General features: G+C 42.5%; 15 protein-coding genes and 2 pseudogenes. 6 read left to right on the top strand and 11 right to left on the bottom strand.

The window, feature by feature from the left end:
• Positions 1 to 246: 246 nt before the first annotated feature.
• The 4 genes from E4K67_RS24330 to E4K67_RS24320 all read right to left on the bottom strand — a co-directional run bounded on the left by E4K67_RS24330 (position 247) and on the right by E4K67_RS24320 (position 2,411).
• Positions 247 to 984 (bottom strand): response regulator transcription factor, encoded by a 738-nt coding sequence (locus E4K67_RS24330; protein WP_135551497.1) that lies wholly within the window; start codon positions 982 to 984, stop codon positions 247 to 249.
• A 527-nt stretch (positions 985 to 1,511) separates the two neighbouring features.
• On the bottom strand, positions 1,512 to 1,859 hold the full coding sequence (locus tag E4K67_RS24325; RefSeq protein WP_135551495.1) for a DsrE family protein: 348 nt from the start codon (positions 1,857 to 1,859) through the stop codon (positions 1,512 to 1,514).
• Between the two features lie 15 nt (positions 1,860 to 1,874).
• The gene (locus tag E4K67_RS31195) at positions 1,875 to 1,997 is read right to left on the bottom strand and encodes a hypothetical protein (protein ID WP_274594912.1); all 123 of its coding nucleotides are present in this window, start codon (positions 1,995 to 1,997) and stop codon (positions 1,875 to 1,877) included.
• 51 nt (positions 1,998 to 2,048) lie between these two features.
• Entirely contained in the window at positions 2,049 to 2,411 is a 363-nt protein-coding gene (locus E4K67_RS24320; RefSeq protein WP_135551493.1) for a VOC family protein, read from the bottom strand.
• A gap of 197 nt (positions 2,412 to 2,608) precedes the next feature.
• On the opposite strand from E4K67_RS24320, the gene E4K67_RS24315 reads away from it, so the two are divergent.
• The 4 genes from E4K67_RS24315 to E4K67_RS24295 all read left to right on the top strand — a co-directional run bounded on the left by E4K67_RS24315 (position 2,609) and on the right by E4K67_RS24295 (position 8,540).
• Positions 2,609 to 2,953 carry a YciI family protein gene (locus E4K67_RS24315; protein ID WP_135551491.1) on the top strand — a complete coding sequence of 115 codons (345 nt, stop codon included), beginning with the start codon at positions 2,609 to 2,611 and terminating at the stop codon, positions 2,951 to 2,953.
• Between the two features lie 265 nt (positions 2,954 to 3,218).
• Complete coding sequence (locus E4K67_RS24310) at positions 3,219 to 5,342, top strand: beta-propeller domain-containing protein (protein ID WP_135551490.1); 2,124 nt, start codon at positions 3,219 to 3,221, stop codon at positions 5,340 to 5,342.
• 605 nt (positions 5,343 to 5,947) lie between these two features.
• The gene (locus E4K67_RS24300; RefSeq protein ID WP_135551488.1) at positions 5,948 to 7,873 is read left to right on the top strand and encodes an endonuclease MutS2; all 1,926 of its coding nucleotides are present in this window, start codon (positions 5,948 to 5,950) and stop codon (positions 7,871 to 7,873) included.
• Positions 7,874 to 7,931: 58 nt separating this feature from the next.
• The gene (locus tag E4K67_RS24295) at positions 7,932 to 8,540 is read left to right on the top strand and encodes a GNAT family N-acetyltransferase (protein ID WP_135551486.1); all 609 of its coding nucleotides are present in this window, start codon (positions 7,932 to 7,934) and stop codon (positions 8,538 to 8,540) included.
• Between the two features lie 96 nt (positions 8,541 to 8,636).
• Here the strand turns inward: E4K67_RS24295 and E4K67_RS24290 are convergent, their stop codons facing one another.
• The 6 genes and pseudogenes from E4K67_RS24290 to E4K67_RS24270 form a co-directional block, all read right to left on the bottom strand.
• A complete protein-coding gene (locus tag E4K67_RS24290; RefSeq protein ID WP_135551484.1) occupies positions 8,637 to 10,472 on the bottom strand; it encodes a sensor domain-containing diguanylate cyclase in 1,836 nt (611 codons plus the stop codon).
• A 10-nt stretch (positions 10,473 to 10,482) separates the two neighbouring features.
• Complete coding sequence (locus tag E4K67_RS24285) at positions 10,483 to 11,118, bottom strand: hypothetical protein (protein ID WP_243454603.1); 636 nt, start codon at positions 11,116 to 11,118, stop codon at positions 10,483 to 10,485.
• 212 nt (positions 11,119 to 11,330) lie between these two features.
• A pseudogene (locus tag E4K67_RS30830) lies at positions 11,331 to 11,483 on the bottom strand (AAA family ATPase); the annotation flags it as partial.
• Positions 11,480 to 11,887, bottom strand: a complete 408-nt coding sequence (locus E4K67_RS24275) for a molybdenum cofactor biosynthesis protein MoaE (protein ID WP_135551480.1) — start codon at positions 11,885 to 11,887, stop codon at positions 11,480 to 11,482. The pseudogene E4K67_RS30830 and the gene E4K67_RS24275, both read right to left, overlap by 4 nt.
• A complete protein-coding gene (locus E4K67_RS29930) occupies positions 11,880 to 12,056 on the bottom strand; it encodes a hypothetical protein (protein WP_158408567.1) in 177 nt (58 codons plus the stop codon). Before E4K67_RS29930 ends, E4K67_RS24275 begins: the two co-directional genes overlap by 8 nt.
• A 690-nt stretch (positions 12,057 to 12,746) precedes the next feature.
• Entirely contained in the window at positions 12,747 to 14,984 is a 2,238-nt protein-coding gene (locus tag E4K67_RS24270; protein WP_135551478.1) for a hypothetical protein, read from the bottom strand.
• Positions 14,985 to 15,346: 362 nt separating this feature from the next.
• Here E4K67_RS24270 and E4K67_RS31655 point away from each other — a divergent pair.
• A pseudogene (locus E4K67_RS31655) lies at positions 15,347 to 15,586 on the top strand (endonuclease MutS2); the annotation flags it as partial.
• A gap of 90 nt (positions 15,587 to 15,676) precedes the next feature.
• Here E4K67_RS31655 and E4K67_RS24260 read toward each other — a convergent pair.
• A complete protein-coding gene (locus E4K67_RS24260) occupies positions 15,677 to 16,822 on the bottom strand; it encodes a cysteine desulfurase family protein (protein WP_135551555.1) in 1,146 nt (381 codons plus the stop codon).
• A 543-nt stretch (positions 16,823 to 17,365) separates the two neighbouring features.
• Between E4K67_RS24260 and E4K67_RS24250 the strand changes: the two genes are divergently transcribed.
• Positions 17,366 to 18,001 (top strand): TetR/AcrR family transcriptional regulator, encoded by a 636-nt coding sequence (locus tag E4K67_RS24250; RefSeq protein ID WP_135551476.1) that lies wholly within the window; start codon positions 17,366 to 17,368, stop codon positions 17,999 to 18,001.

The following is an 18,001-nucleotide window of genomic DNA, read 5'->3' as shown; positions in this document are numbered from 1 at the left end:
TTCCCTCCGTCCCTACTTTTAGTGCTACTTTTAAAGAATGTTAGCAGGGAATTGCGGGATAATTATTGAAATATAATGTTTATTTATGATTAAATGCTCAACAATTGTGATATTTAATGGTAATCGTGTATTTTGTGATACATTATGAAAATAAAAGCTAAATTATTAACTACCCAGAGCATAATAAAAAAACCTCTGAAATAGATTTGGCATCTATCAGAGGTTTTTATCATCTTTTATATATCTTTACTGAAATAACCCTTGGATATCTTCATTTTGGGTAGTGACCGTCTTACACCCTTTTATCTTAAGAACTTGGTTGGGCAATAATCTATATCCGTACGAATAGATCGACTCAATTCGCAGGTTTCTCATTTTCCGGCGTAGTCTTCTCACCAAGTCATCTACAGAGCGCTCCGCCCCCAAATGTCCATCATTCCAAACGTATTTAAGTATTTGTTCTCTGGAAAAGGTCCTATACAAATTCTTGACCAGCAGAAGGAGAAGGTCGAACTCTTTGGAAGTTAGATTAATCATTTCTTCATCTTTTTGTACTATACGCACTATTTCATCAATTTTGTATTCAGCATATAACAGGATTCGATTTCGGTTTTTAACATTCCCATGGATATGCTCCAGAATTTTTTTGACACGCAGCACCAGTTCTTTAGGCAGAAAAGGCTTAGACACATAATCATCACAGCCCATTTCTAAAGCCACAATCCGGTCAATATTCGAATTTTGCTCCGAAATCATAATTACCGGGATATCAGGATATTTACTCTTCACTTCGCTTAATATTGTAAAGCCGTCAATAGTCGGCGTTTCTCTGTCCAAGATCCAAAGATGGGGATTCTTATCAATATTTTTGATTGCTTTTTCTCCATTAAAAAAGGACGTTGTTATTAATCCTTCTTTTTGAAGATATAAGCATAGGAGATGATTTAATTGCATGTCTGGTTCAACTAAAAAAACTTGAAACATCTATGATTACACTCCAATCAAAGTTTGCTGTACCATCTCCTTTTCCTTAAGGATAACAACATTAAATTGCGCAGGCTCAATATCCTGCAATTTAATGCCGCTTACTGCATCCATGCAATATATTCAGTTTTACTAAGGCTCGATTAATATGCACCTTATCATGAATCCCCAATGATAGCGAAACTAATGACGCACTACCTCAATGATAAAACCATGATTATATGTCATAGTACAATAGTTTTCTGAGTTTGATCTGAGTGTTTGCTGAAAATCAGCTGAATTCGCTTAAATTACTCTTTGTGACTTTGATCCCGTTTGAGTAAAATCTTCTTCTGCTTATTTTCATCGAGGACACCCTCTATGCCCTTTCCCAAGCTATGATTAAAGGCAATGACCTCATAAGGTACTTGAAGTTGTATTTATAAGATATGAAATGAGTATAGATTGTCGTTGTAAACAGATGGATTTTTGTTTGTTTAGAAAAAGCTATCCGTTTCTGAGATTATTTCACATTACTCTACCCTCGATCAAACGGTTATTACTCTCGTATTCTCGTCTTTCAAAAAGTCTGTCAGTACTTGACCCGTATATATCACGTTTATTCCCATATTCGCTAAAACTTCAGACACACCATAACTTTCTGCGCATGCTTTGCAGGCTAAAAGTTCTACGCCTGCATCTTTGATTCTTTCAATGTATTCCTGTAACATTTTATCTTCTGTTAGAAGTTTGGCCGATGGCCCCCAAACTATTAGCGTTACCTCATCCCACCATTCCTTAAGCTTTGAATTACGTGTATACATGAATGCCATACGGATAGCAACTTCCCTATCCCCGTTAGTCCAAACAACTATCAACTTATTTGGCTGACCCATATCAGTAGCACCTCCTTATTTTTGTATTCTGTCCAAGATCAAATCTACCACTTGCAGTTCCTTTGGATACTGATTGAGTACCTCGCAGCCATCCTCGACAACCATCACGAGGTCTGTAAATCTCTCCGCAAGTACCATACTGAAAAAAGCACCTTCAATAGAGAAGATGCCCCATGTTCTATTGCAAAATTACATGTTTTCTACAAATTGTATACTAACACCGTTGGGGTCTTTAACATGAAAAAACTTAATATAAGGATTAGGTTGGAAAGGCCCACTTTCTACTTCGAGTCCTTTTTCTTTCATTAACGCAATCATATTGTCAACCGACTCAACTTCAAAGCCTAAAGAAATGCCCTCGGCATTACCCGTTCTTTTATGGTTTGAATTACAAACAAGTTCGACTTTTGTTTCTCCCTCTCCCAAAAAAGAAATCTCTACTCCTACGCCAGCTGTAAATCTCCTACTAATTGAAAGCCCCACAATCTCTTGATAGAATTTCAGAGAATCGTCCATATTATCAACCGTAATCGTACACCAGCAAAAGTTCATATTCTCGCTCTCCAAATATTCATTAATTTAGTTGAATATATCATATTTCAAATTTGACAACAACTGGAGATTCTTGATTCTATTGATGTACGACTGATTGCGTAAAGCTATTTAAGTTTATTTTCATTGAATGAGGATAATGTTAGTATAGACACATTAAGCGGTATAATTTACATCACGAAATAGGAGGAATTCACATGCAATACTTATTGATAATCTGCCATGATGAGTCTTTTGCACCAAATGAGACGTTGACCAGGGAAATTATAGCTTGGAATAAGGTAATGGAAAGCAGGGGAATCCTGAAGTATGGGAATCCATTACGGCCTCCCAGCGATGCAAAAACCATACGGGTACGCAAGGGAAAATTATTACTCACTGACGGACCGTTCTCAGATACAAGTGAAAAGATAGCTGCATATGTTTTGATAGAATGTTCAACCCCGGAAGAAGCAATTGATGCGGCAGCTCAACACCCGATGGCAAAGGCTGCAACAATTGAGGTGAGACCTATCTGGGAGGATTTGTCCAATTTTATATAATTTTTTCGGATTCAGGCTGGCAATATTTCAAAAACCTTCCGATAACGTATAATAACATCGTGTGTGTTTAGTTTTACGAATACTTTACAAACTGATCACTTACGATTTGAGGAAAGTATAAGCTGTCAAATACAAATACTGTCATAGATAAGGAGAGTCTCCATCAAGGCGTCAGTTTTACTTCCACAGCAGCGTCTATTAAATGGAGTGCTCTAAATTGTCTTTTCATTAGAATTCTATTTGTGTGTTGAGGAGGGTTTTAAAAATGAAGAAAGCTTGGTTTTTAGTGGTTTTGCTCATGGTGTTTGTCCTTGTCACTTTGCCTAAGCAAGGTAAAGCAAGCAACGAAGAGGTAGCGGTAACCCAGGAACAAAGTCTACCCGTAGTCGAAACAGCCGAAAATCTGCGCAGTATCTTGAAGGAGTCTCAAAGTTCCCGAACATTGCTGGGACAAGGGAGACTCTATGCCGGTGATGTAATGTTGGGGGCAGTCAATAAATCCGCACAAACATCAGAAGTATCAGCACCCTCTTCAGCCAATTTTGATATGACGACGGGAAGTTCTGATCATTCATCCACGAATCTGCAAGTGGAGGGTGTCGATGAAGCCGACATTATTAAAAACGATGGTCAATACATCTATCAAGTAAACAATCAGGAACTCATTGTTACTCAGGCTTATCCTGCCAAGCAGATGAACATAGTCAGCCGTATAGCCTTTAAAGAGGGAGAATTTACACCACAGGAGCTCTATGTGGATGATCATTATTTGGTCTTAATAGGCAATGCTTATTATCCGGAAACTTCCTCTCCAGATACTCCAAAAGTTCAACCTCAAGTTCAGAATGGTTCCCAAGTTCAAATATATCCTCCAGTATTAACTCGATTTACCTCCAAGGTAATCGTCTATGACCTGGCCGATAAAACCAATCTGAAGAAGCTGCGGGAAATTGAGCTGGACGGGGACTATGTGTCTTCCCGTAAAATCGGTTCGAACCTTTATTTAATCGCCAACAAATATTTGGACACTTATCGGATTATGGAAGAAGGTGTAGAACCACCACTCCCCAGTTATCGTGATACTGCCGGCAAAGGGGATTTTGCAACCATAGGCTATAAAGACATCCATTACTTCCCACAATCAATCGAAGCCAATTATTTGCTGATAGCTGCTCTTGATCTGGATCAAAGGGATAAGGAAATGCAGGTTGCAGCTTATCTGGGTTCAGGTCAGGCTGTCTATGCTTCTGCCTCCAATCTCTATGTGGCAGTAACCCAATACCAGCAGGTTCATCAACCTGACTCTGATCTGCCTTCACCTGAATCTGCAGCAAAAGCGCAGCCGGCGCCAAATAACTCTTCTGCCTCCTCCCCGGCTATAGCCCCTAAAAAATTAATTCCCGGTTCCTTTAAAATAACAACGGCTCTCTATAAATTTGGACTGGCTCAAGGCGGAACTACTTATAAAGCTAAAGGTGAGGTACCAGGTACCATTCTTAATCAGTTTGCGCTGGACGAAGATAAAGATTGCTTAAGGATTGCTACAACTACTGGTCAAGTTTGGCGAACGGATGAGCTTACCTCTAAAAATAATGTCTATGTTCTTGATCAAAACCTCCAACTGACAGGTAAGCTTGAAGATATTGCGCCCGGTGAGAAGATCTATTCCGTTCGATTTATGGGAGATCGCGGCTATTTGGTAACCTTTAAAAGTGTCGACCCCTTCTTCGTCCTGGACCTTAAAGACCCGGCTGCTCCGACGATTTTGGGTGCTTTGAAAATACCGGGCTACAGCGATTATCTCCACCCTTATGATGAGAATCATATCATTGGTTTCGGCAAAGAAACCATCGAACTAAGCCAAAACGCCGGTCAAGGCATCCTTCCCGGTGAAGCTGGGAGCTCGACGGCCTTTTACCAAGGCCTTAAGCTTGCCGTATTTGATGTAACGGATGTTGCTCATCCTGTCGAGATGTTTAAGACGACTATTGGCGACCGCGGAACGGATTCCGAAGTGCTTCGCAACCACAAGGCCTTGCTGTTTGATAAGGAAAGAGGGATTTTATCCTTCCCCGTTACCCTTATGGAAGTTGCCAATCCAGGTGGCGTCAATTCAAGAAACGGCTTCCCTGACTATGGGCAGTTTACCTATCAGGGTGCTTATGTTTATCAAATCGATCTGGTCAAGGGCTTCACCTTAAGAGGCAAAATAACCCATCTTAAGGATGAGGACATCTTGAAATCCGGTCAGTATTATCTGAACAGCTCTAAGGCCATAGAACGGATTATTTTCATCAAAGACACCCTCTATACCCTTTCCCAAGCTATGATTAAAGCCAATGATCTTACTTCACTGCAAGAGGAGAACAGCTTAATTCTAAGGCGATAATGTCCTGTTTTGACTCATCATTAGTTCAATAAGGACTTCTTTATCCCCCATCTTCGCTCGTTTTATCATCTTGATAGACTCGTTTTCCAAAGTTCTCCCCTCACCTCTATACCTACGAGTTCTATCTTACCTGATCAGTTCATTTTTGGGGAGATATCAGCATAACGTCCAACAGTACCTGGCCACATTTCAGCACATTCCCATAAAATGCTGCGATGGATGATTTTGCATTGGGGATTTTGCACTCCCTCTGGCTCACATTTACACATCTTGACAATAGCAAAAAATGACATTATAATAAGGTGAATAATTTTAAAAGGTGGAGTATTGATGTCGGTTCTATCTGTTACGGTGGGTCTCAACTAAATATAGTTGCAAAAGGCGTTCGATTAACGGGAAGTATCCCGTTTGTTGTGTTGCCCTTTTGAAAAACACCTAACAGACTGCTTCTATACTTCCAATCATTGATGCGCGTGACAGGGTGTGCTTGTCGCGTCGTTTTTATGTTGAGATTTTGCCCGCAGGAGCATTTTGCACTTTTACAGGTGTAGTATGTTTTTCTGCGGGCTTTTTATTTGATTAATTTTGTTATAAGGAGATACCAAATGAAAAATTATATAACTCTAGAATTTGACAAAATCCTAAAGCAACTTGCAGATAAAGCACAGTCTAATCTTGTTAAAGCTCGCTGTCTCGCCCTTACGCCATCATTGAATGAGGCGGAAGTAAGACGGCGCCTAGATGAAACAACCCAAGCCAAAAGAATTATTGAACAGATTGGGACCCCGCCCCTTCCCACTATGACGGATCTGCAAAAGGTCATCGACCTGATAACTATTGATGCAATGCTAACGCCTGATCAGATTGCCCATGTTTCGTCCTTCCTAGTATCTTGCCGAAGAATAAAAGCTTACCTCGAGAAAGCTAAGTCGACAGATATCATCATCGCCTGGTACGGTGAATCAATCAACCAATTATCCGAGCTTGAAAATGAAATCGAGCGCTGCATCCGGAACGGTATTGTCGATGATAAGGCGTCAACTGAGCTTGCCAATATTCGGCGACATACCTCTATCACGATTGATCAGATCAAAGCAAAGCTTGATGCACTACTCAGGAAAAACAAAACCTGGTTTTCGGAGAGTTTTGTTTCCTTAAGAAACGGACACTATACTTTGCCAGTTAAGCGTCAACACAAGAACAATGTCGCCGGTTCGGTTATCGACCTGTCGCAAACCGGAGGGACCTGCTTTATTGAGCCGACATCTGTGGGCAGACTGCAATCAGAGCTGTCCGCACTGCAAATTGAAGAAGACAGCGAAGTCAGGCGTATCCTGTATTCCCTAACGGCTCTTATAAGCGATAGTCTTCCGACTATTAAGCAAAACATCGAGACCATGGAAACACTGGACTTTCTCTTCGCTAAAGGTAAGCTAAGTTTGTCGATGAAAGCCTCGTCCGTCATCATTAATTCTGAAAGAAAAATCCTGATGATCAACGCCAGACATCCCTTGCTTAATCCCGAGACTGCCATACCTTTAAACTTTGAAGTTGACTATACAACAAATGGCGTCGTTATCACTGGCCCGAATACGGGTGGCAAAACCGTAGCCTTAAAAACCGTAGGACTTCTCTCTCTGATGGCACAAAGCGGACTGCATGTTCCCGCAGAAGAAAACAGTATTTTTTGCCTGCACAATCTGGTGTTGTGCGATATTGGCGATGGGCAAAGTATTACCGAAAATTTGTCTACTTTTTCTTCTCACATTAAGAATATCATCGCGATATTAAGCCAAGCAAATCATGAATCACTGGTCCTTCTCGACGAACTTGGCTCCGGAACTGACCCGGCCGAAGGAATGGGACTGGCAATTGCCATATTAGATGAGCTGAGCGCGAAAAAGTGCCTGTTTGTTGTGACAACCCATTATCCGGAAATCAAAGAATACGCGGCAAATAAGCCTGGGCTTGTAAATGCCCGCATGGCCTTCGACAAAGAGAGCCTTTTGCCGCTCTACCGGCTGGAAATCGGAGAAGCTGGGGCGAGTTGCGCGCTCTATATTGCAGAAAGGCTGGGTATGCAACAACACATGCTGATACGCGCTCACGAAGCCGCCTATGGAAATTCAACTAATCAATACGAGGGTGCGCTACAGCAAAGTAATCCGTTACCTGCTCAGGCCACTATAGTACCCCAGATTGTCAAACAAGAAGCATCAAAGCCAAAAGTGCCCTCTCGCAGCGAAACGTTCAATCTTGGTGACAGCGTCATTGTCTATCCTCAAAAAGAAACCGGCATTGTCTACGCACGTTCCAACGCTAAGGGCGAAATTGGCGTTCAGATTAAGGGAAAGAAAAGCCTGATAAACCATAAACGGCTAAAATTGCGTATTGCCGCCAGTGAACTCTACCCCGCTGATTATGATTTCTCCATCATCTTTGACAGTGTATCAAACCGAAAAGCCCACCATCAGTTGGAGAAAGGGCACTATGAGGGGAATGTGATTGTTAATGAGTGGGATAGAAAATGAAGATAACTCACACTTGCCATTTGAAACAAGTCAGTTTTACGGTGAAAGGAAGAATAAAATGAGCATAATAATTCGTCTGGAAAACGAAAAGGATTATCAAGAAGTAGAAAATTTAACAAGGGAAGCTTTTTGGGATCTCTATCAACCGGGATGTACTGAGCATCTGATTGTTCACAATATCCGCAAGGGTTCCTCTTTTATACCCGAACTGGATTTTGTAGCTATATTGGAGGATAAGATTGTCGGCAATATTATTTATACCAAATCAACCGTTGTGGACAAGGATAACAATGAGCATGGGGTGATAACCTTTGGTCCCATAAGCGTTTTACCGTCTTGTCAAAAGCAAGGAATTGGATCAGCTCTGATTGCACATACCAAAAAGCTCGCTCAAGCTATGGGATATAAGGCCATTATCATCTTCGGAAGTCCTGCCTACTATCACCAGTTTGGTTTTGAAAGTGCAGCAAACTTTGAGATAAGTACTGCCGAAGGAGCAAATTTCGAAGCATTCATGGCGTTAGAGTTGTCTAAAGGCGGTCTGCAAGGCATAACTGGAAAGTTCTCTGCCGATCCTGTCTTCGAAGTCAATCAAGAGGAACTAGAATCGTTTGAAAAGGAATTCCCCTATAAAGAAAAACATGTTACTGATACGCAGTTCAAATAACAGTCTTATCAACAAAGGCATCAGAACTTATAAGTTCCGATGCCTCATCTTTAAAAATAACGATTCCTATTCCAACATTTAATATGGTAATGATAGCTACGCGGAAATCATACACTGGTTTCTTCCAGCTAATTTGCCCCGATAAAGAGCCTCATCTGCGCTGGCTATTAGTATGTCTAAGGAGGTGTTTTCCCGGTATTGACATAATCCAAGGGTCATCGTAACACTCTTGCCGATATCCGCGTAACAGTATTCTGCTACTGCCCTACGTATCTCATTGGCCTTGCCATGAATCGTATCCAATTGCTCCGTCTCCAGTACTATTAAGAATTCCTCGCCCCCCCACCGGCCAACAAAACCACAGCCGCCAATAGCTGCCCTTAATACTTCTGATAAAAGCACAAGGATTTCGTCGCCTTTAACATGCCCGAACTGATCATTAATCTCTTTAAAATGATCAATATCAGCTAAGCCAATGTAAAAGTCCTTTTTCTGCTCAATAAGTTCCTTAATTTTGGCTAACGCCAACCGTCTGTTAGGCAATTTTGTCAGATAATCTGTTTTAGACATGACTTCCATTTCCTCCAAAGCCTCCTGTAAATCGGAAGTCCGTTCCTTAACCAGGGATTCAAGATTACTGTTCATAAGCTTAAGCTCTGACAAAATAGCTTTATTCTCTACAGAGAGCTGCTCAGCTCTGGTAAAAGCATTGGAAAATCTGGCAGACAAGGTATAGGCCTGCGTAAAGGTAAATACTGAAACACCAAAGGGAATTAGGGAAGGGGTATTGCTAAGTGTGATATGGTAAATTAAATCATTGATCAATGTTATCCCTAAAAAAGCGAAACCCAGAAATACGATATTTGCAAAAGGAACACTTTTAAATACGCCAATAACCAAGCGAATCATTGCATAGCCTAATAATATAAATGCAAAGACAGCATAAATCATCAATAGCCTGTCCGCTGAACTATAGGGAATCCATAGGATGAGAAAACCAAACACTGATCCCAGAGCGATACTGAACTTGACAAACCATTTGGCGAATAGGCCATCCAAAGCATAGTATAAGAATCCACACAAAGCTGCAAAACCGATAAACACAGATAGATAAGCCATTCGCCCGTAAACAAAAAAACTGAGATTTAAATAACTTGGTAAAAAGCGTTCTCCTACCAATAACATACGGAGTGCAAACAAGAGGCAAAAAACCCCGAAATAAAGGGGTGCACGATCCTTTGTCCTCATAATATATAGACCAAAATGATAGATTCCCATAATGAGCAACATACCAAAAAGGAACAAATCCCTGCCTAAACCCAACTGTACTGCTTGGGAAATCTGGGAGGCTAATCCGATTTTGGGCGCCACGATGGTACAATCTTCCGCTGTAAAATCAGATGTCTGATAAATTAGTTCCACTTCATTACTTTCCGGATTAAAGTAGGTGGTGAGTATATTGTAGTAAGGTACGCTATTCTCCCAGCCCGTTCCGACTTTTCCCACTTTACCGTGTAGATTGCCGTCAATGTAGAGTTTAAAGGATGTCAGTATGATATCTGTCCTTAGTCCATAGGTCTTCCTACCCTCAGGCAGTTTTATAACCAACCTCATGGTGCCATAGAATTTATTTTCCGCAAAAGGCTTGATGGGTGCCATGCTCTTTTGGGTGCTGGGTATTTCTAGAGGAGTCGGCATAACGTCCTGGCCCTTTACAAAGTCTTCGTGGGTCAGAAACCGATTGAAGTAAAATGACCATGTGCCTTCTAAACTAACAATTCCATTTTTCTCAAAGGACCAGTTGCTTAAATCCAAGACACCGTTGATTGGTTTTGGTGGCTGTGCGGCAGTTGGTTTATTTAAAAATAATGCAGCTGATAAAAGAATGATTAGCATTATAATTACAGATATCGGAGCGATTTTCTTTCTCATAATATCATCTCTACTTATTCAGTCTGGCCCCGTCAACAAAGTGAAAAGGCTGCAGGGAGGGCATATTGTCCCCTTTGTTGAAGTCATCCGGGCAATACCCGTTTGGTACGTATTCTGTAGAGATGAATCCCATCGCCATAAAGGTCCCTGCTGTTAATTCACTGCAAAATACTTCCGTATCGGGCGCTGGTTTATTAAAAGCTCTGCCTTCTATATAGTATTTCAAGGCATTTTCAGCCGTTGGAAATCCACAATCATAGACTTTGTTGATGAAATCCTTAAGCTGTACCAGCTCCGGTTGCTTCAACGAACGATTCAAATATTTCACCAGAAAATGCGTATCGTAATGTTGATTTACATCCACCTGGATACGATCATGCAGTGATACGAGCATGGGGCCGTTTTCTTTGGCTTTGCCGGTCAGGTAATCCGTCAGGCCGTCACCGGAGGCTGTCGACTCCCAAAAAAGAGGGTCTTCGCCGGTCATGCCGATGTCCTTGGGTAAAACAACCATACCCACGTGTGACCAGTATGACCATTCAATCAATTCGATCAGCTTACTTGTCGTTTCTACACCATGGAATAAAATCAGATCCCCGGTTTTGAGGCTGTCTTTTACAGCATTGTAAGCTATCTCTCTAATCATAGTCTTCATCATCCTTTTAATTTATTAGCAAAACCCTTGCCCGCTCCAACCTTACCCCTGTCTCTCATGAGTTAAATTTACCTTGCATTTAAACACTAATCTTTCTTTTTCGAGTTAACCTTTAATATTCCGCGTGATTTCTTTATTCCCTTCCAGAAAATTGGCAAAAAGCAAAAAAAAAGACCTAGTCTTCCACGCGCTTGCGATTTGGCTTAGAACTCATTTTCATAACGTTTGAAAGATTCATAATAGGTTCGCACGTTTTCCAACTTTGTCCACTGCTTCACATCAACTGGCTTCTCATCAAGATCATAAATTTTTGCTCCACGCAGGGCAAGCAGAAATGGCGAATGTGTTGATACTATTTTTGTTCAATTTCGGTAACACATTCGCTTTTGATCTTTTCAACCAAAAATTGCAGTGCGTCAACAACATGTGGTCTGATATCGCCGCCTATCAGTACATACATTATGTCGTCGCCAAGTTCAAGTTGGCCTTCATTAAGCCAAACCCTGACAGAGAAAATACCATCCAGCTTATAGGTTTCAGCAATCGCAGTATCAACCTTTGCTGCATCATAAGTAAATTCCATTCCCGTTACCATTGAACCGTCATCAATGCCTTGGCGTACCTTGGCTTTAGGTGTTTGGCGCACAACACCATTATGAACTAAAAACATCCCTTCCTGTAAAGCCGTCGGGTCAGTTTTTGCTTCTTTGAGCCATTCATCCATTGATGGCGATAGCTTTTTCATTTTTTCATTAATCATAAACTAATACACTCCCATTCTGTTTATATCGCCAAGGATATTTCCAATCGAGGTTTCCTTGGGCTCGTTGCTCCCGGGTCCGATCGCAGGTTTCTTGATGAATATCCAAGATGTCATTCCAGAGAAGAGCTGACTCCTTACGTAGGCGATCTACAAGATCGTGCTGCACTGGCTAAACCTCAAGGGGATCTTAGAGACGAGAATATCGCAATCTTTCTTCATATCCTTTGACAGATCGTTTTCGCGTTTGGCTTGCTTGACACCCACTCTATTCACCTTCCTTCAAATTAGGGATTGATATGATTAGATTATATCAGAGAGCCTCGACAAAATTATGTAGGGAGACGCAATTTATCCCCCACTTAAACACTGACTCTTCCTCATATTTTTTTCCATTAATATTTTCAGCTTATTAAAAAATAAAAGCACAACTCCAACTAATGTAATTAACCATTATTTCGTTACGTTCAGTTATACTCTTAACTAGACTTCAACTAATTTCTTAACATACCTGCCATAAATACCATTATCTAAAAATAAACCTTCTTCCAGAACGTAATAAAAACGTTCTGGAAGAGGGTTATTTCTTGCTATTTCCAACTTCCCATTATATAAGCACTTATACTCGATTACCTCCACTTTCGAGGACGCCTTCATCCCCGTGACTGAAGTCAGGGGCTTTCGGCTACGCAATCGTAAAAGGACACTATGGTACCTCAAAGACTAACTCAACAAATTGCAATAATTAAGGAGATAATTTTTATGGATAGGCGTATTGCAAAATCCAAGCAGGCCATTATGGGTGCTAAATTGAGAATTTCACAGTCTCCAGTTTAAAAATTGCCGGTTTTGAGATGGACTAATCTAGATTAGCCAGACCTCGAAACCGGCAATTTTCAATCATCTCCTCGGACACAGCCTCCACAACATCCTTCCATTGATGGGCCGGTTCCTTCACCAGTTCCGCCGGCACTGTCTCCGCCAACCGGGTTTGGCTGTCACCAGAGCACTCTTTGACCTGCCGGACCGCTTCCGCTACCTGATCCTCATAGTGATGTTGTTTCAATAGTTCCGCCGCAATCTTTTGGCCCAGCTTATCCTGAAGGCTTTGATCCAGGCTCTCCTGCATGATCCTTGCGGGGGGTATCACTTTGCCTTTATCGTGCAGTTGGATTTTCCCCTCCAACCAGGCCAGAAACTGGGGAGTACTCATGGCATTCAGCTCCACTCTGTAGTTCTGTAGCCATCTCTCCCACCGGGAATCAATATAGCTGGCCACGCCCTTCTTACGGCTAGATTTTTGCACCGTTTCCACCTCCAACCCCATGGCGATGGCTTCTTCAGGGTCTAAGCCCAGATTGATGATCTTCACTTTTCTGCCTGGCCTGGCTCCGGTTTCATTTTGCAGGGTATCATAAATGATCGTGCCATAAGCGTCGGCGTCATGAATGCAGAAAAAGGTGATCTCTTCCTCTGAATTTTCCCCGAGGGCATCCAGCAAATCCTTGACCGCCCGGCTGGCATAACCTTTACTGGTGAGCAAGGCCAGATCATATTTCTCCGGGATTTTCTTTTCCTTGAGCACATTAAAGAAGCCCTCTTTTTCAATATACAGGACTTTGTTGAAGGTCCAGGCGGGCTTCTGATAATTTTCCACTGCGATGGTGCCGATGGGAATATCCTGACCGCAATGGGGGTGATACAGCGTCCCCCGCTCATCCCGGTACATCAGCGGAATGTCGCCGTGTTCCGCCTCATAACTGCCGATCAGATCCCGGCAGAAATAGTTGTAATCGGGCTCTTTACCCGTTTCACGGATCACGTAGGGCCGGACGGCATAATAGAGCTGACGCAGGCTGAAGCGGTATTCCCCATTGCCGCTGGCTTTGGCAATGGCTTTTTCCAGGCAGTCCGCCACGACTTCTTTCTGGGATTTCGTTTTAATCCCAGGGGTGGGCAGGGAGTTTTGGGCTCTACTGATCGCCTTTTTAATGCCGTCTCGAATCTCGGCGGCGATGACCGAGAGATCTGGCTCTTTCCCGTCCGTCACAATGGGAATATAGGGCGTCATGATATTGATTAAAACAGCCGCAGGCTTGGCCTTAACCGCTAACCTTAAGCCACAGCCGAAAAGATTCAACTCATTTTTGCGGTGGTAGATATTGACCTCGCCGGTCACCGGCGATTTGTTGAGCAATACCGTGAGATGGGGAGTATCGGAGATCGCCGCATAGACTTCTAGGACAAAGGGTATTTCTGCCTCCTGGTTCCCTTTCATCGTCCTGACCTTAAAGACAGCGGATGATTTACAGTAGCCGTCCCAGTCAACCAGCTGGCCAATCCGCCCCAGCCGCTCCGGGTTAACATTTTTAACCTGGTCTCTCAGCTCACCTAAAAGCCCTTCTGTTTCGCTAAAGCTTAAAGCAGCGGCGGGTGTCTTGGTATAGTTAACGGCTATTATCCCTGCTTTTCTGCCGGTACAGCCGTCAAATAACGCGATCAGTTCCCTGACTGATCCGCTGAAGGATTGAAATAATTCAAAAAAGTTCTCACTGGTATACCAATAGGGAGAGGTCTTTCCCCGGTAGGTTTCACCTTGGGCATAGTCCTTGGCCAGGCGCGCCAATCTTGAATTGATGGGCATTTTACCTAAGGTAAAGCTGATTTTTGTCCCCTCTTCGTGATAAGGGCCTAAGCTTTCCGGGAGAGCCCTACCGTCCTTTTGCCAATGGATTTTATAGGTTTCCCCTCGGGTGGAAAGATAGAGTTCGCCGCCCGATGCTTCTACTGCCCCGGCTACCACGCGCAGGCCGTTTCCCAGCGCCCCTCTGGTGGGTAATCTTAAATACTTGGAGGATCTGAGCGGCCTGCTGATGGAAAACAATTCGGGATCCAGGCCGCTACCCTGATCCTTGACATAGAAAAAATCCCCCTCATAACCTATTTCACAATCGCCGCCTAGGTCCAGGGCATTATCCACCAGTTCCTTGCAAACCAACATGGATAATTTGCTTTTAGGCACCCCTGCCTTTTGGGGCAGTGTCTCCATATTTCTGAACAATTTCCAGTCTTCCCGTTCAAAGAGCATACTCTGCATTCATTCCTCCTCAAAGAAATACTGAAATATAATATGTTCAGGCTCTGAAAAAGGTCAGTCTGGTTGACAAATTACTTTAAAGCAATCCTGTTATTTCGCTGATTAATTCTTTCAGATGGTTACATGCGCTTAACAAATCTGTACAGGCCAAAGAAAAAAGAGTATCCACTCTATTTTTGAAATTATCAGGATGAATAGCCAACCGCGAAGGGTTGGCATAATCAATCCCAACATAAAAACGCTCGGAAACCGAACGTTTTAGAATATAGACTTATATTAAATTGCGTATTCTCTTCTTCCTTCCACAATAGCATATGTTCAATCGTTTCTTCCGATTTTAGCATATATTTTTTGCACCGCTGATTTTCCCTCAGGAGACTAAAACGCTTTCATCAACGATTTTTCCTCTCAACTCTAAGGGCGAAATTGGCGTTCAAATTAAAGAAAAGAAAACCCTGATAAACCATAAACGGCTAAAATTACAAATAGCCGCCAGTGAACTCTACCCCGCTGATTATGATTTTTCCATCATCTTTGACAGTGTGGCAAACCGAAAAGCCCGCCATCAGCTGGAGAAAGGGCACTACAGTACTCGGAATTAAGATTACTGAAACAATCCAGATACCAAGGCCATGAGTGCAATCATCATTAAGAAGGATTTTGATTTATATTTTTCTTCAAGGTATCGCCTTTTATTCCATACGCAGCGTAGAAATAACTGAGGGAATAGTCTCAAGCAAATAGTCAATGTCCTCTTCGCTGTTGTACTCATTAAGCGTAATACGCAAGGTACCATATGCAAGCGATTCGGACGCTCCCGTTGCAAGCAGGATGCGTGAGGGCTTTACTGAGCCTGCACTGCAAGCGCTCGCTGAACTGGCATAGATGCCGGCCTTGCTTAAAGTTGTTACAATAGGTTTTGAATCCAATCCCTCAAAAGCAAATGAAGCATGGCCCGGCAGCCGGTTTTCAGGATCGCCCGTCAGGTATGAGCCGGAAATCTTGAGTATTCCCTGGATAATCCTATCTCTCATGGAAATGATTTTTTTATTGTTATCATCCATATCTAGCACAGCATCTTCAAGTGCAGCTGCCATGCCCACTATGCCCGGCACATTTTCAGTCCCTGATCTTGAGCCTCTTTCCTGACCTCCTCCATACATGAGCGGAGAAATAATACGTCCAATTCTTACAAACAGAGCACCAACACCTTTGGGGCCTTGAAATTTATGCGCGGATATGGAAAGCAGGTCGATGCCAAGCTCTCTGACGTTGATCTTGATGTGCCCCACTGCCTGTACCGCATCTGTGTGGAAAAGCACGTTTCTTTTATGAGCTACATCACACAGCTCCTTTATCGGTAAAATGGTACCAATTTCGTTATTCGCCATCATGATGCTGACCAGAATCGTATCGTCCCTTATAGCATCCGAAAGCTGCTCTGGCGTTATCCGTCCGTATTTATCCACAGGCAGGTATGTTACCTCATAGCCTTGCTTTTCAAGGGCTTCGGTTGTCTTAACCACTGCGTTATGCTCAACAGTGGTAGTAATAATGTGTTTCCCTTTGTATGAGTATGCTTCTACAATTCCCCGGAGAGCCCAATTATCCGACTCCGTTCCCCCGGAAGTAAAGAAAATTTCATTATTTTTAGCTCCTATGGCGCTTGCAATGAGTCTTCTAGAACGCTCAAGCGCAGCTTTGGCATCCGATCCGTAATTATGTATGGCGGAAGGATTTGCATAATGCTTGCCAAAATAGGGAAGCATGGCCTCCAGCGCTTTATCAGAAAGAGCGGTTGTTGCTGCATTGTCAACGTATACTATCCTTTTTTCGATGATCTTCACCTTCTAACTATAAGAGTTATATGTCTGTCTGATGCTCTCAATTATATGACACAATTATACTATAGTAAACGAACAGATTGGTTCTGCTATATAAGCTTTCGGGGGCGGCTACCTCTGGAGACCTTTAGGGTGTGTCGGCATGGCGGCTGACATGACCATAAGCATAATGTGCTGCTCATATTTCAATTTGAGCAGCACATTATCAATCTATTTAGAAAAGGAAAAGTGCAACAAGGAATTACTTGATATGGTCGGGCTGTCAGCAAAAAATGATCCTCTAAGGGCTATCCTATTTCTATTTCCGCCAAAAAGTTGAACATTCTGCCTTACCCAAACTATTGAACTCGATCATTTTTTCAAATAATAATAAATCAACCGGGTGTGGCGGGGACCTAGCTCAGATTTGACTGCTCTAACTGCTTGCAAAAATTTTCTTCGTCACTTTACCAAAGAGTATTGCTTTTATGACTTAAAAGTCATAAAATATGACTAACGAGTCATGTGCTTGATTATAAAAAAGGATGGTGCTGCTTAGTGCCCAAGAAAACATTTTTCAGACTTGATGAAGAAAAGCAGGAACGGGTGGTACGAGCGGCGATCAGCGAGTTTCATACCAACGGTTTCGCGAAAGCCAAGGTCGAAACCATCGCCGAAAATGCCGCTGTGGCCAAGGGCAGTATCTATCAATATTTTGAAAATAAAAAGGAGCTCTTCATGCACTCGGTGACCTGGTCAATGGAATATTTCATGAGAGAGATCGACAAATATACGCCGCTGCAGGAGATGGATGTCTTTGACTATCTGCTCAAGGATGGGCGCAAGCGTGTCGAATTGCTTAATCAAGAAACCACCCTGATGCTGTTCTTCCAAGACATCATGTCCGGAAAATTCGGCAGCCTGACCAAAACCATCAACGATGAGCTCTGGAAAATCGGGGATAAATATATCCTGCAGCTTATCGCTGTCGGCAAACAAAAAGGGACGATTCGGACTGACCTGGATGATTCAATCCTCGCGCTCTACTACAAGGGAGTTACCAGTCAGTTTGATGACTATGTCTTCAGGATCATAACCGAAAATAATTTTGAACTAAGTGATTCCGTCTATCAGGAAATTGAAGCCACCATCAACCAAGTGATCGAGTTATTAAAAAACGGAATGGGGCGATAA

Source organism: Desulfosporosinus fructosivorans (assembly GCF_004766045.1).
Lineage (GTDB): Bacteria > Bacillota > Desulfitobacteriia > Desulfitobacteriales > Desulfitobacteriaceae > Desulfosporosinus > Desulfosporosinus fructosivorans.
This window is presented reverse-complemented; position numbering and strand designations above follow the sequence as displayed.

Excerpts from the sequence above, each read along its gene's own strand:
- E4K67_RS24330 (WP_135551497.1), bottom strand. The coding sequence starts at position 984 with ATGTTTCAAGTTTTTTTAGTTGAACCAGACATGCAATTAAATCATCTC.
- E4K67_RS24325 (WP_135551495.1), bottom strand. The coding sequence starts at position 1,859 with ATGGGTCAGCCAAATAAGTTGATAGTTGTTTGGACTAACGGGGATAGG.
- E4K67_RS31195 (WP_274594912.1), bottom strand. The coding sequence starts at position 1,997 with ATGGTACTTGCGGAGAGATTTACAGACCTCGTGATGGTTGTCGAGGAT.
- E4K67_RS24320 (WP_135551493.1), bottom strand. The coding sequence starts at position 2,411 with ATGAACTTTTGCTGGTGTACGATTACGGTTGATAATATGGACGATTCT.
- E4K67_RS24315 (WP_135551491.1), top strand. The coding sequence starts at position 2,609 with ATGCAATACTTATTGATAATCTGCCATGATGAGTCTTTTGCACCAAAT.
- E4K67_RS24310 (WP_135551490.1), top strand. The coding sequence starts at position 3,219 with ATGAAGAAAGCTTGGTTTTTAGTGGTTTTGCTCATGGTGTTTGTCCTT.
- E4K67_RS24300 (WP_135551488.1), top strand. The coding sequence starts at position 5,948 with ATGAAAAATTATATAACTCTAGAATTTGACAAAATCCTAAAGCAACTT.
- E4K67_RS24295 (WP_135551486.1), top strand. The coding sequence starts at position 7,932 with ATGAGCATAATAATTCGTCTGGAAAACGAAAAGGATTATCAAGAAGTA.
- E4K67_RS24290 (WP_135551484.1), bottom strand. The coding sequence starts at position 10,472 with ATGAGAAAGAAAATCGCTCCGATATCTGTAATTATAATGCTAATCATT.
- E4K67_RS24285 (WP_243454603.1), bottom strand. The coding sequence starts at position 11,118 with ATGATTAGAGAGATAGCTTACAATGCTGTAAAAGACAGCCTCAAAACC.
- E4K67_RS24275 (WP_135551480.1), bottom strand. The coding sequence starts at position 11,887 with ATGATTAATGAAAAAATGAAAAAGCTATCGCCATCAATGGATGAATGG.
- E4K67_RS24270 (WP_135551478.1), bottom strand. The coding sequence starts at position 14,984 with ATGCAGAGTATGCTCTTTGAACGGGAAGACTGGAAATTGTTCAGAAAT.